Annotated in this window: 12 protein-coding genes and 3 pseudogenes; 2 read left to right on the top strand and 13 right to left on the bottom strand. The window is 48.7% G+C overall.

Annotated elements, in window-relative coordinates; all coding sequences use genetic code 11:
* Positions 1–252 precede the first annotated feature (252 nt).
* The gene (locus RJD28_10280; GenBank protein ID WNV56724.1) at positions 253–1,095 is read left to right on the top strand and encodes a tyrosine-type recombinase/integrase; all 843 of its coding nucleotides are present in this window, start codon (positions 253–255) and stop codon (positions 1,093–1,095) included.
* Positions 1,092–2,273: an IS91 family transposase gene (locus tag RJD28_10285; GenBank protein WNV56725.1), complete on the top strand. Its 1,182-nt coding sequence runs from the start codon at positions 1,092–1,094 to the stop codon at positions 2,271–2,273. The genes RJD28_10280 and RJD28_10285 overlap by 4 nt, the downstream gene beginning before the upstream one ends.
* A gap of 330 nt (positions 2,274–2,603) precedes the next feature.
* Here RJD28_10285 and mobQ read toward each other — a convergent pair.
* From mobQ to RJD28_10350, 13 genes and pseudogenes are all read right to left on the bottom strand, one after another.
* Positions 2,604–4,119, bottom strand: a pseudogene (mobQ, locus tag RJD28_10290) (MobQ family relaxase).
* Between the two features lie 230 nt (positions 4,120–4,349).
* The gene (locus tag RJD28_10295; protein ID WNV56726.1) at positions 4,350–4,646 is read right to left on the bottom strand and encodes a DUF3847 domain-containing protein; all 297 of its coding nucleotides are present in this window, start codon (positions 4,644–4,646) and stop codon (positions 4,350–4,352) included.
* Positions 4,647–4,758: 112 nt separating this feature from the next.
* On the bottom strand, positions 4,759–5,790 hold the full coding sequence (locus RJD28_10300; protein WNV56727.1) for a hypothetical protein: 1,032 nt from the start codon (positions 5,788–5,790) through the stop codon (positions 4,759–4,761).
* A gap of 36 nt (positions 5,791–5,826) precedes the next feature.
* Complete coding sequence (locus tag RJD28_10305; protein WNV56728.1) at positions 5,827–6,396, bottom strand: RNA polymerase sigma factor; 570 nt, start codon at positions 6,394–6,396, stop codon at positions 5,827–5,829.
* Between the two features lie 92 nt (positions 6,397–6,488).
* A pseudogene (locus tag RJD28_10310) lies at positions 6,489–6,788 on the bottom strand (hypothetical protein).
* A gap of 132 nt (positions 6,789–6,920) precedes the next feature.
* Positions 6,921–7,112, bottom strand: a complete 192-nt coding sequence (locus RJD28_10315; GenBank protein WNV56729.1) for a transposon-encoded TnpW family protein — start codon at positions 7,110–7,112, stop codon at positions 6,921–6,923.
* A gap of 79 nt (positions 7,113–7,191) precedes the next feature.
* On the bottom strand, positions 7,192–9,066 hold the full coding sequence (locus tag RJD28_10320) for a recombinase family protein (protein WNV56730.1): 1,875 nt from the start codon (positions 9,064–9,066) through the stop codon (positions 7,192–7,194).
* Between the two features lie 23 nt (positions 9,067–9,089).
* Positions 9,090–9,395 carry a conjugal transfer protein TraG gene (locus tag RJD28_10325; protein ID WNV56731.1) on the bottom strand — a complete coding sequence of 102 codons (306 nt, stop codon included), beginning with the start codon at positions 9,393–9,395 and terminating at the stop codon, positions 9,090–9,092.
* Positions 9,325–9,882: pseudogene (locus tag RJD28_10330) on the bottom strand (PcfB family protein). The gene RJD28_10325 and the pseudogene RJD28_10330 overlap by 71 nt, the downstream one beginning before the upstream one ends.
* A gap of 5 nt (positions 9,883–9,887) precedes the next feature.
* Positions 9,888–10,709: a DUF6017 domain-containing protein gene (locus tag RJD28_10335; GenBank protein ID WNV56732.1), complete on the bottom strand. Its 822-nt coding sequence runs from the start codon at positions 10,707–10,709 to the stop codon at positions 9,888–9,890.
* 437 nt (positions 10,710–11,146) lie between these two features.
* A complete protein-coding gene (locus tag RJD28_10340; GenBank protein WNV56733.1) occupies positions 11,147–11,890 on the bottom strand; it encodes a DeoR/GlpR family DNA-binding transcription regulator in 744 nt (247 codons plus the stop codon).
* Between the two features lie 215 nt (positions 11,891–12,105).
* A complete protein-coding gene (gene ptsP / locus RJD28_10345) occupies positions 12,106–13,737 on the bottom strand; it encodes a phosphoenolpyruvate--protein phosphotransferase (protein WNV56734.1) in 1,632 nt (543 codons plus the stop codon).
* Positions 13,738–13,784: 47 nt separating this feature from the next.
* On the bottom strand, positions 13,785–14,042 hold the full coding sequence (locus tag RJD28_10350) for an HPr family phosphocarrier protein (GenBank protein ID WNV56735.1): 258 nt from the start codon (positions 14,040–14,042) through the stop codon (positions 13,785–13,787).
* Positions 14,043–14,110 lie beyond the last annotated feature (68 nt).

Raw genomic sequence — 14,110 nt, forward strand, 5'->3', positions numbered from 1 at the left:
GCTGCGCGATGGCCTGCCAAGGCTATGGCGCAGTTTTTCTTTACACTTTAATAAAAAGCAGTGGAAACCAAGTCCTACAAGTAGTATTGTTAAGTCACCACAACCAACAATCAAACAGGATCGACATCCCCACTGCCTATGATAAGAATACCATTGAGCTGCCTTTCTGGCAAGCAGTTTTATTATGCTAATGCTCCTCCATGTAAGCAGTGTTTATACATTTACGATTTACTTTACATGGAGGATTTTATTATGTACGAAGAAATTTTTAATCAGATTAGATCTGCTGCGAATAAACGGAATCTCAAGGATTCCACAATTCATGCATACTGTACCAGTGTTGCTCATTTTTTGAACCACACAGCCAAGGATATAGATGCATTAACAACTGACGATGTTGATACATTCCTAACTGAAAAGAAACTTTCCGGGATTTCACCAGAAACATACAATCACTACCATTCAGGAATCCGCTTCTTTTACAAAAAAGTATTGAAGATGAATTGGGATGATGATGACATACCTCGTATGAAAAGGGACAGAAAGTTACCAGCGGTGCTTACAAAAGCAGAAATATCAGCTATTCTTGATGCTACACCAAATCTGAAGCATAAAGCTATGATCGCTACTATGTATTCAGGTGGACTTCGTGTTTCAGAAGTCACACACCTTCATTATGATGATATTTCACGCACGAACAAAACCATACACATCCGCGATGGAAAAAGCCGATCTGACCGTTATACTTTGCTTGCAGACCGGACGCTTGAAATATTGACAGAATACTGGTTTCAATGTGGCAGGCCAAGAGGGATTCTGTTCCCAAGTTCATGGACAGGGGATTATCTTACAAAAGATAGTGTCATTCAATTTTTTCGTGAAAGCGCCGAAAGAGCAGGCATTCAAAAACACGTCTCCACACATTGTTTGCGTCATAGTTTTGCAAGTCATCTGTTTGAGTCAGGCTGCGATATAAAATATATTCAGGCTCTTTTGGGACATCGTGATCCAAAATCAACAGAGATTTATCTGCATGTAAGCAATAAAACTCTGCTTGGTATTAAAAGCCCATTTGATGAGATGGGTGGTGAATGATTATGGATAAATCATGTACGATACAGGATGTATTTGAACGGTTCTATCCTTCCTATGAAAAGAGGAGTAACCCTCCTGCTCATCACAGAAAAACGGCTTATCACATCAGAAACTGTAAAACAGGAGTTTTTGGTGTAAATATCAGTGTTTGTGAGGACTGCGGATGTATCAGTGTTCACAACAACTCCTGCAGAAGCAGATGCTGTCCCATGTGCCAGGAGTTTCCGAAAGAGAAATGGATTGATGCACAAAAAGAGAACGTATTGGATGCACCCTATTATCATGTAGTATTCACAGTTCCTGAGGAATTGAATTCCATTATTTACAGCAACCAGAAGCTGTTATATGATGCACTGTATCATGCTGCTTCAGCCACATTGAATGAATTGTCAAAAGATGCAAAGTATCTGGGAGCTGATATAGGGTATATCTGCATTCTTCATACCTGGGGCTCTGCAATGAATTATCATCCTCATATTCATACCATTGTTCTTGGAGGTGGGCTTGATGATGAAAATAAATGGAAAGACACAGGTGGAAATTTTTTTCTCCCATATGGTGTCATCTCAAAAGTGTTCCGTGGAAAATATCTGGATGAGTTAAAAAGCCTGTGGAATGATTCTAAGCTTAAATTTCATGGTACAGCAGAGAAATATCAGAACAGCTATCGTTTTAAAGAACTTCTTGATAAGTGTTATGAAAAGAACTGGGTCACTTACTGTAAAGAAACTTTCAATGGTGCACAGTCGGTTATCAATTATCTTGGAAAATATACCCACAGGATAGCAATCAGTAATCATCGAATCAAATCCATGACGGATACGACAGTTACATATGCAGTAAAAGACTATAAAAACGAAGGCCACTGGAAAGAGAAAACAATTTCAGGAGAAGAATTCATCCGTCGATTCATGATGCATGTTCCACCCAAACGATTTGTCAGAATCCGGCACTATGGTCTGCTATCATGTAGAAACAAGAGAAAAAAGATAACTCTCTGCAGAAACCTGCTTGGATGCAAGAAATACATTTCTACATTAAAAAATCTAAATGCAGTAGAAATGATAAAGGTTTTGTATCACATTGATGTATGCAAATGTTCTTCTTGCGGAGGGAATATGGTATCACCCCGCAAAGATAAATACAGTTCTTCTTTTCATGCACATATGAGATGTTAAAATCTACAATTGCATAGAATAAATGGCTTCCGCATAGGAGGTTTGTTTGTCATGCCTGAAATTGATTTCTTGAATAAAAAAACTTTTACCAAAACACCCAGTATGATAAACTTAAGGAAAAGAGCAACGATTGAATCCCCATAGCTATCGGCTAAAGGGACGCGACTTTGTTCACCAAGGTAAAATCGAAATTGATGTAAACGAAAGGGCAGTTTTTATCAGAACTCAAGGCTGCTTTTTCGTTTACACCAACTCCGATTGTTTCCTTAACAGTTTATCAGAAAGCATTTAGGGCGGACAAGCAAAATGGCTTGCCCGTCCTTTTTTTTCTTATCGCTCCTGTTCGTGTCGCTTGGTGCGGCTCTGCGTCTGCTCCGGCTGGTCGGCGCGGAGTGCAACATCCACGCACCTGCGGATTTTTTGAAGCTCGGCAACCTCAGCGCGGGTATCTTTCAGCGTGTCATATTCCGCTTCCCGCTGTGCTTTGAGGGCGGTATATTCTTTCTCCCACGCGGAGATCGGCAGGGTTTTCACGCCCTCCGGCAAATGGGCATGGAGATAGCGGTTTGCCGCGTCCCATAGGGTCAGCTCGGCGCGGTGGGCTTCCTCATACTTATCCCGTTTGTTCGTCCAGCCATTTTTCAACTTTTTCAGTTCGGCATGAATGGGCTTGTACTGCAAATAATTCTCGCCGTACTCCATGAGTTTTTGCAGTTCTTTCATGCGCTGCTCGGCGGTTTTCATTCCCTCCCGGATTGAATAGGCTTTATCACTGACAGAGGAAAGAGAAGCGTCCAGCTCGTCAAGATTAGAGATACCATGCTCGGAAAGATAGTTGACCGCTGCCGCTATGGTTTTCAGTTCATCGGCTGTGTGCTGTTGTTGCCAACGCTGCGAATACTTCCGGCTCTTTTCTCTCTGAACGCTCAAATACTTCATCAACAGATTTGCAAGGTTGGGAGATTGCGGCGGCTGTTCTGGGGCGGTTTCCCGCGCTTTGAACAGGTCGGCAATCCATTCTTTGAGCTTCCCAATCTGCGCCCGGATTTCCCGGATAAGGCGGTTTGCCTTTTTGGATATTTCGGTTCAGTTCGCCTTTCTCGGTGGCTACACCTTTCTTCTCCATTTGACAGGCGGCTACGCCCATATGGACGGTGGGTATCTCGTCAATGCCGCGCTCGGCGTTACTGCGGTGGTCGATACGCTCCGGGCTTCCGGCACGCTCAAGATAGTCGTTTGAAATATCAGCCCATGCCTTGCGCCAAACAAGCGCATTCTCTTGGCTGTTCCAGCCCGTGAGGTCAACCTTATGCGTCTTGTATCTGCCGCTTGGCAAGCGGATACGCTCGCCGTTTTCGTCAAGGTCATATTCCTTTTTGGATTTCGCTGCCCATGTGCCACGCTCGTCAAGGGGGCGCATGGTAAGCATGATATGGCAATGGGGGTTGCCGCTGTCGGTGTCGTGAATGGCATAATCCACGCACATTCCTCTGGAAACAAATTGAGAGGAACAGTATTCCCGGACAAGCCGGATCTGTTCCTCTCTGGATAACTCAATGGGGAGTGCCGCGTCAATCTCTCTGGCAAGCTGGGCGTTCCCGGCTTTCTCGTAAAGCTCCACGCTGTTCCACAAGGCTGAACGGTCAGAGAAAGAGGGCGGGGCATGGGGCGGCAGCATGATTTCTGTATGGACAACGCCGCCTTTGCGAGTGTAGTCATGGGTCATTCCGTCCCATTCGTTTGTCAGCTTTTCGCCGCTTCGGTAGGCGGCTGCGGCAACGGCTGATTTGCCTTTTCCTCGGCTCACAATGCCGATGTTCCAATGGTAAATGGCTATGGGTATCACCTCCCGGATAGGATAATAAAACCCGCAAAAATGGTACAGACGCCAAAGGCGGGTGTACTGTTTTTGTGGGTGTGCAGGGATAGCCGCGAAGCGGCGCAAGGGGTGCAGCCCCTTGTTGCGGCAAAGCCGCCATATCGGAGCGCGGGGAAAGTTCCCTGTGCGGAGATAAGCCCTCGGCAGAGCGCACACGCCCGCAAGGGTGTATAAGTGCGCCCTTGTTACCAAGGGTATTATCCGGCTTCCATCCCCTCGGCGCGTTTTTTCAAATACTCCTGTGCTTCCATACTCTTTGCGATGTGATACAAGAAGTCCTTGCCTTCGTCCTCCGTCATGGTTTTCAGCTCCGGCACGATGCTTTCCATAAAGCCGCCAAACAGGAAAATACGGTGATTGCGCTCCTTGCGTTTCTCGGCGGACAGCTTGCGGTTGAGCATCTTATTTCGGTTTTCGTACTGCTGTAATAGCTTCTGTGTGCGTTCCAGTTCGGCATTACATTCCTCGATGGTAGTCGGTTGTTTTTTCGGCATGGGATAATCCTCCTTTTTCTTTTTAGGGAATAGACAAGAGCAGCCACTTTCAAATGGCTGCTCTTGTCTATTTTTTCTGTGTTTTGTCGGAAGTCCTACCTCTAAAATCGAATTACTCAATTCGTAAAAGCGTATTCAGAGCTACCGCATCTTCGTTGGATATTTCAAAATATCCGTCGCCCCAAATAAAAGTGTTGATGGAAGGGAAGTAATCAATCTCAAATTGGAAACCCCGATTTGTAGTAATGCGGATTAGTCTTTCGCCATTTGACCAAAGATTGTGCGCTTGGTCATAAAGGGTGCTATCAGGTGGAGATGCGTTCTGCACTACTGTATTCCCTTCTTCATCGGTATAAGTGATAGTGTTGTCTTGCGTATTGGATTGCACTTCCTTAAAACGAACATATCCATCTTCTTCACTATAATAGACATCGTCATTGCCAAAGGCATTGTACCACGCCTGTGCAAACCGTTGCTCATTTGCTTCAAGTCCGCTATTCTCTCTACCTTCAAGCATTTTAAGGATATCATTACAAATAGCATCATCTTCAACGGTAAACAAATAGGTAAAATCGTGTGACAAGACTTCCATCTTTTGCAGCGACTCCGGCAGGTCATAGGCATCCAACAGCAAGTCAGAACTTTGTCCAATAGACACTTCGATATTCAGCCATTCAGTCGTATAGAACGCATAACCGCTCGGTGTCTCCACGATACAGATGGAATCAAACTCCGGGTATTTTGCGAAATGATACACCTTACAGCCCACGAGGGCTTCATCGCCACAAGCGTTCACAATACCCATTAACTCACCAAGGTCATGTTCTGTGATTTTATAAGTGTTTTCTTTGGTCAGACCAATCGCATCTACATCAACAAGACCGTAGGTGCGACGCTCGTCAAAACTAATCGGGAAGTAAACCGCCCGTTCATTATCTGTAAGAGTAAATCCAAATGCTTCTGCTTCTTCATCTACCGGTACAACAGGCGGTACTTCGTTGGTCGTACCGAAAAGGCCGCCACTCATTGCTCCAAATACGCCAACTGCTACTAAACAGACGCAAGCTGCCACAGCACCCCACTTCACCCAAACAGGCTTTTTTCTTTGCAGGCAGCTTATCTGCATCTTCAATAAAAGCGGCATCGACAAGCTCCATTTTATCTAAAAATTCATTCCCTTTCATAGAATATAACCCTCCTTTTCAAGATGTTCTCGAAGCTGGTTGCGGCTCCGAAATAGTGTAGCTTTTACTTTGCTTTCGGAATAACCATAGCGTTTGGAAATGTCGGCTATGGAATCCATGTACCAATAGCGGCGCAAAAAGATATTGCGTTTTTCGGTGTTCTGCGAAGCAAGAAATTTGTTGATTACATCCGCAAAAACCAAATCATCAATCCGACACTCACAGTCATCGGGAGATGGAATACATTGCTCCATTTCAGAACTCAACTCGCAGATGTACGCACTTCGTTTCAAACGGCTACGTTCACGGCAACAGTTCAATGAAACATGGCGGGTTATCCTTGCCAAAAAAGCATACAGGTATTCTTTTGGACTGTGCGGTGGAATAGAGTTCCACGCCTCCACATAAGTATCATTTTCACATTCCTCGGCTGTCTGCATATCTTTCACAATGCTGTGGGATAGCGAGCGCAGACGGTTTCCATATTTCTCGGAAACGTATCGGATTGCTGTTTCATCTCGTTCAAAAAACAGGTCAATAATTCTCACATCTTCCAAAGCCTTCATCTCCTTTCCTCTGTATTAAAAGGCCTTTCACCCTTATAAGCACTTTTTGAGGGGCATTGGTTGCACTTTTCAAAAAAATTATAGCATATTTTTTGAATATTGTGTGACGAGTTGACGGAATTGGTCTTTGCCGCCTTGCTTGCCGCTTGTCGGCGTTCTTCGCTGTACGGTGCGGTCAGACGGAAAGAGAAACGCCCCTTTGCAATCTCAAACTCCATGCAGCCTGTTTCGGGGTCTGCGTCGGTCTGGCGGCACTGGTCGGGGTGCTGTCCGGCGTAGGCGGCAAGCCGCTTCTTTAAGTCGGTGTTGTGGGTGCGGATATGGATCAGCGGCTCTTTCTCGTCGAAGCAGATTTCCGTGACTTTCTGGCTCTTTGTCAGCCCTGTTCTCATACAAGCTCCTTTCTGCCCTCTGTCGTGCAAGAGTGGCATTTTTCGGGTGTTTTTCCTGGCTCTTGACTTGGGGAAAATGAGGGTTTTCAAATAGAAACCGCCCGGACGGGGAGTGTATCGTCAGGGCGGCTGTTATCGCAAGATTTCTGTTTTTTCCGGCTCTTGACCGTCAGACGCGGATAAACGCGAACTGTCGGCAAGCACCAGTTTGAGCAGCTTATCGCGGAATGTTTCTGTGCTGCTGTGATTGAAAAATAACTCCGCAACAATGGTCTGCCCGTTCCTTTGGGTCGTGATGATACTGTCGGGGGTCTGTTCTGCCATAGGCGGCTCCTTTCTTTGGGCGCAAAAGAGGGATTTCCCGTAGTTCGGAAAATCCCTCTTGGTTGACGGTTATTCTGTTTTACTGTGTGGGCTGTGCGGCGGCTGCCTGCGCCTTTCTCCTTGCCCGGTATTCCCGCGCTTTCATGCGGTCATACTCCCGTTGCTTTTCAAGATTTCTCGCCCGGTATTCCCTTGAATACTGCCGGTGGTAGGCGCGGCTCTTTTCCTTTTTGGCTTCTTCGATTTCCTCCCGCATTTGCCGGATTTCCTGCTCGGTCGGTTCTGCAAGCTGTGTCACTTCATTCTCAAACTTGCCGATGTAATTGAAATATATGCTGATGTGCTGGATTGCGTATCTCGCCCTTTTCTGGTCGCGCTCATGCACTTCAATCCGGCTGATAAACTCGTTGAGAATGGCGGGGGTAAGGTCGGTAAAGGCGGCATGGCGTTCCGTCAGCTTCAAAAACTTCTGCGCCCGTCCTCCCGCGTTCTCATAAGCGGATAGCTGCTCTTGGAGCGTGGCAAGCTCCGCTTTCAGCGCGTAGTATTCTTCCGAATACTTCTGCGACATCTGCTCATAGCGGTCTTGTGAGATCGTGCCGAGGGCGTTGTCCTCGTAGAGCTTATTCAGCACCTTGTCAATCTGTTCAAGGCGCGTCGTGATTTGCGGAATACGCTTCTGTTGCTTTTTAGTCTGGTCGGTCTGTTGCATGGCAAGGTTCTTTTTCACTAAGGCTTCAAACTCCGCCCGGTTGCTGATAGAATAGTCCTCGATTTTCTTCAGCACTTCCGCGATGGTCTGCATGAGCAAGTCCGCGTCCATGATGTGCGGGGAATTGCATTTGGGGTTTTTGGCTTTTCCCTTGTGGTACTCGCTGCAAAAAGCAACGTGCCGCTTGCCGCCGTTCCGGTAATCAATACGAATGTGCATTTTTGCGCCGCAGTCCTTACAGAAAAGTAAGCCGGACAGAGGGTGGATTTCCCCGTCCCCGTTGGGGCGTCTGACGGGTGCGTTTTCCAAAATCCGCTGTACGGTTTCAAAATCGCTGCGGCTGATAATCGGCTCATGCACATTTTCTGTGATGTGCCATTGGCTCCGGTCTACATAGTGGTTATGTTTATCCCGGAAATGCTTTGTAGTCTTGAAGTTGACTACATCGCCGCAATACTCCTGCCGTGTGAGGATATTGGTCAAGGTGGCTTTGTTCCACTTGCAGCGGTTATCCTCGTTGAGTGTCTTATTTTTACAGGTTCCCCGCCCGCGGTCTTTCATGTAGAAAGTGGGGGTAGGGATTTGCTCCTGTGTCAGATATACGGCGATTTGGTTGCGGTTCTTCCCACCGATAAACAGGCGGAAAATAAGGCGTACAACCTCGGCGGCTTCTTCGTCGATTATCCAAAAATCCTTGTTGTCCGGGTCTTTGACATAGCCGTAAGGGGCTTCGGTGACAATCGGCTTTCCACTCATGCCTTTGGTCTTAATGCCCGTTTTCACTTTCTTGCTGATGTCCTTTGCGTACCACTCCGACATGATATTGATAAAGGGCGCAAACTCCAATGTGTCGGGCTTCTCGCTGTCTATCCCGTTGTTGACCGCGATAAAGCGCACATTGTTCCGTCTGAATATCTCCATCGCGTTGCCGACTTGGAGATAGTCACGCCCCCAGCGGGTAAGGTCTTTCATAATGCAGACACCGATTTTCCCGTTTTCCACATCGTCCATCATGCGGGAGTAGGCGGAACGGTCAAAAAACCTGCCGCTTTCGTCATCGTCGATGTAGTGCCGGATATTGGTTAGGTGCTGCCCTCTGGCATAGTTCTCCAAAAATATTTTTTGGTTCTGTATGCTGTTGCTCTCGCCGCCGTCCCTGTCCTCGTCGCCCACGGAAAGGCGGGAGTAAAGGGCTGTAATTTTGCTATAATCAATCATGTGCATAACCTCCTGTGCGTCCATGTATGTGTCATTTACACTTAAAATTATGCACTCCAGCGGGCAGAGCCGTATTCAATACCCTTGCGGTATTTCTTCACATTCTTGCCCTTGACATACACCGTCAGCCGGACGAGGACTGCGCCGAGGATGCCGACGCAGATATCCAGCGCGTGAAAGCTGGGTGCGGAGCTGGCGAAGGCCGTCTGAAAGCCCTGCCCGATATGCAGCAGCTTTTCCGAGGCGTCAAGCCCCGGCGCCAGCCGCACCGCCTGGCAGAGCTTATCGAAGAGATACACAAAGAACAGATACGGCAGGTTTGGCAGAAGATATTTTTTGAGTTTGTCCTTCATCGCTCCACGCTCCGTTCTCTGGTCTTGACCTTTTCGCCGCGCTCCTGCTCCTTGTGCTGCGTTTTGGACTGCTCCTGCGCCTTTCCAGCTTGCGCCGGATGGAAGGGGCTTTCTCGCGGCTCAGGTTTTTAGCGGAAAACTCCCGGAAGGCCGCTGTAATCACATCGGCGTCCCGGCCCTTGAAGAACACCAGGTAACGGGTATGCTCGCCGGAAGTGTCCTTCTTCAACGCAAAATCCAGGCCGTACTTCTTCGCCGTGGAAGAAAAGGCCCGGATATTCTGATCCGTGATCTCGATGTTGGAAACGCCGGTGTTGTGCTTCATAAGCTACCGGAGCGTCTGCTTGCCGTGCCGGAGTGGGGGATTTTTCTTGTGATTCTCCATATCTGCCAGCACCTTCTTCATGGCTTGCTGCAAGAGCTGGGCGGTCATTTTGCTGGCCTCCACACAAAGCCCAAGAGTTTTCTGCGTGATTTCTTCCTGCAAGGCGTTCACCTACGATCTCCGCTGCCGTACAGGTCATGGCTGACAAGGGATGTGTAATAGCTGTCCATCGTGACCGGGGCGTTATACAGCGCCACCAACAGATATTTCTTGATGTTGCGGACATAGGTGGTGTTCTCCCGCATCCGGTCAAGGACATACTCGATGTGCGAGGCGTTCAGCTTCAGGAACCGTGACCGGACGACCTCCGCAGGGTAGTCGTCCCCGGCGACACGGATCATCTCCCGGTTGGAACAGACGGTATCCACCATGAGCTCCACCAGCTCGTCCAGCCGGTCTTTATCCAACTGGACGTTCTGCGAAAGAACGTCATATTCGATGTTCTCCAAGATCAATGCCCGATAACTTTCCCGCTTTCTCATCCCGTCCTGTCCGGTCCGCTCCCTGGGGGTTGGGGGACTTGATTGGATGGGACTTGATCCTTCCGTAATTGATAAATCTGTCTTTGATAGATAGTTACTTGATTCTTCTTTATTTAATTGGGTGGGGTTTTCCAGACACGGGAAATCCATATCCGGTTCATCCTCATGCGGCATATTCGTATCAGGCTCTGGCGCGTGGGGCGTTTCATAAATGACATATTCCACATCCATGATTTTTCCCTTGCTGTCACGAAGCCGGTTGCGGACGATATATCCGGCTCGTTCCAGTTCTTTCAGGGCTGTACCGATACTGTCCGTACCTTCTTTGCAGATGGAGGCAAGACCCCTTGTGGTATAGTTCCATTCCTTTGGCAAAGAAAGCATCATGGACAGCAGTCCCTTCGCTTTCAGTGACAGACACCTGTTCCGCAGGTGATGATTGGACATGGCCGTGTAATCACGGTTTTTCTCAATACGGAAACTGCCATATCCGGTGTCTCCTTTCTGTGAAAATGAAAAGTGTTGATCTCGATGAAAAAAGTCTCCGTTTTGCCTCTCGGATGTGATCCATAGGAAAACACCCATGCCCGCCTGCTTGCGGCGGTCAGAGAGGAAAAAACAGAGGCTTTCGCACCCTAATTGATACAGTTTTGAAACGGGGGCAGGTGCGGGTATGAAAAAACGCCATAGAACGACTGCCTATGGCGTGAGAGCAGGAAAAGGGCGCTGATATTTGCATATCAACGCCCTTTGAGCCTGTCAGTATTTGATTGTTTCGACTTCGCACCGTGTTTGCACCATGAAAAACATTGATTTTACTGATTTTTCAATGTTTTCTTATCTGGCGCTACCCTCCGGTTGCTCCCTTTGTTTTTATGTTATAGTTATACGATCCGCACATTTTTGCTCCCGGCAAAGCCTTCCGGAACTTCTGTCTCCGTCAGAATCATCGCCCCGTCAAAGGGCGCGAAGGTCACGGAGCTGACGGTGCCAAATTTCTGGCTGTCCGCCAGCACGTAACAATTCTCTGTCTGCCGCATGGCCGCCTGCTTCACCAGAGCCTCGCTTGGATCCGGTGTGGTAAAACCATGGCGTTTGCTGACACCGTTGGTACCAAAAAAACCCTTCGTAAAGTGATAGCCCTGAATGGCAAGAATAGCCTGGCTGCCCACCACAGCTTCCGTAGTACCTTTCAGCTCGCCGCCGATGAGAATGACCCGGTTACCGGCCGCCGCCAGCTTCCGGGCGTGGGATACTGCGTTGGTCACAAAGGTGGCGCTGTGCACCGGCAGATAATCCAGAATGTAACCGGTGGTAGTGCCCGCATCCAGATAAATAAAATCGTCTGCCTGAATGAGACCTGCCGCAAACTGGGCTATCCGCCGTTTTTCCTCCTGCTGCACTTCCAGCTTCTGGGCAACCGATGGTTCCGTGCCCGTAAACGTACCCTCTGCGGATACGGCGCCGCCGAATACCTTCGTCAGCCGCCCAGCCTTGTCCAGGGCCGTCAGATCTCTGCGGATGGTGGATTCTGACACCCTCAGCACCTCTTTGATCTCAGGAACCGTCACACTCCGTTTTTTATCCAGAAGTTCCAAAATCATTTCATATCTTTTTTCCGTCAGCATGACATCTTCCCCTTTTTCTGTCCATTTTCCCTGCTGTCAGCTTTCCTTCCTGTATACTTCTGACAGAAGAACGGACATGCCCGCAGCTGCTTTCTGCCGCTGTATTTTCTTTCATTGTAACACTGTACATGCAAATTTTCAAATCAGATTCGAAAAAACCAGCCAAAGCGCCGTTGATTTTGCAAATGATGCAGATGGACGGTCTTTTGCTTTTGTCAGTCTTCCTGCACGCTTGATTCCACGATGATCTTCCGAATGGGCAGGATCTGTCCCGGGGACACGGACAGCTCGTCCACGCCCATGGACAAGAATTCCCTGGTCAGACTCGTATCCGCGCCCAGTTCTCCGCAAATGCCGGCCCAGATACCCTCGGCGTGGGCGTTTTCCACCACCATGTGGATCATGGCCAGCACTGCCGGGTGATGGGAATCAAAAAAGGCGTCCAGCTCAGTGTTCTGTCGGTCCACGGCCAGCGTATACTGTGTCAGATCATTGGTGCCGATGCTGAAAAAGTCAACCTGCTTCGCCAGCTCCCGGCTCACCATGACAGCTGCCGGTGTCTCGATCATAATACCCTGCTTCGGATCGCCAAATGTTACATTCTGCGCCGTCAGCTCAGCCTTCACTTCTTCCACAATTTTGCGGATGGCTTCCACCTCCCACACACTGGTGATCATGGGATACATGATGGCTAAGTTCCCGTAGGCGCTGGCACGGAACAATGCCCTCAGCTGGGTCTTGAAGATCTCGGGTCTTGTCAGACAGATACGGATGGCCCGGCAGCCCATAGCAGGGTTTTCCTCTTTCTTGAGATGAAAATAATCACACTGCTTATCCGCACCGATGTCCAGTGTGCGGATGATCACCGGCTTGCCGGCCATGGTTTCCACTACCTTCTTATATACCTGAAACTGCTCTTCCTCCGTGGGAAAATCTTCTTTTTCCAGATAGAGGAACTCACTGCGGAACAGGCCGATGCCGGCAGCATCATTCTGCAGAACAGAGGCCAGATCCTTACTGTTGCCGATATTGGCATAGAGACGGATCTTCTTGCCGTCCAGGGTCACTGTCTCCCGGCCTTTTAACTGCTGTAAGAGCGCTTTTTTCTCCTGCTCCTCCTGCTGTCTTTTATCCATAGCAGCCAGCGTTTCTTCGTCCGGTTCCACAAAAAGCACACCGCCGGTGCCGTCCACCACTGCCAGCTTTCCGTCTATCGTTTCATCCAGGGGCAGTTCGGTGCCGATCAGCGCCGGAATGCTCATGGTGCGGGCCAGAATGGCCGTGTGGGAATTGACAGAGCCATGGACCGTCACAAAGGCCAGCACCTTGTCTTTCTCCAGCTGCACCGTCTCGGAGGGTGCCAGATCATCCGCCACGATGATCACCGGCTCTTCCGTATGGATGCCGGTACCTGCGCTGCCGGAAAGGACCCGGACAAGCCGCTCGGAAATGTCCTTCACATCTGCCGCCCGGCCCCGCATATATTCATCGTCCATGGCTGCAAACATCTGGGCAAAGTTATCCCCTGTCACTGCCACCGCGTACTCCGCATTGACATGCTGGGTCTCAATGATGTGACGGGCCGCATCCAGATAGTCGTCATCCTCCAGCATCATCTGATGGATCTCGAAAATGGCCGCATGATCCTCGCCCACTTCTTTCACCGCTTTCTCATAAAGCTCCCCCAGCTGAGCGATGGCCGTCTGCACAGCCCCGTCAAACCGCGCTTTTTCCTGCTCTGTATGTGCAATATGGGTGCGCTTTACCGTCTGTTCCCCTTTCTGATAAACGCAGATTTTTCCAATGGCGACACCGCCAAATACACTTTTTCCATGATAGGTCTGCATGAATGGTTCCCTCCATGTCTCATTTACTCTCGTGATCGTCCGTATTTTTACATATTGTCCTTCAGAAACTGGCTGATGGCTGCAAAAGCTGCATCCTCATCCTCTCCCTCGATGGTGACTGTCACTTCCTGTCCGCATTTTACGGCCAGGCCCATCACGGTGAAAATCTTCTTGCAGTCGCCGCTCTTGCCGTCCTTGGTCAGCTTGATGGTGCTGGCAAACTGTTTGGCTGCCTTTACCAGCTCACCTGCCGGACGTGCATGAATGCCTTCCGGATCTGTGATTGTGTACTTGAATTCTTTCATGATGATTTCTCCCTTCTGATTGTGATCAATTGATGATCTATTTTTATCTAACCTGTTATAGTTGCTTA

The organism is Oscillospiraceae bacterium NTUH-002-81, assembly GCA_032620915.1.
Taxonomy (GTDB): Bacteria; Bacillota; Clostridia; order Lachnospirales; family Lachnospiraceae; genus JAGTTR01.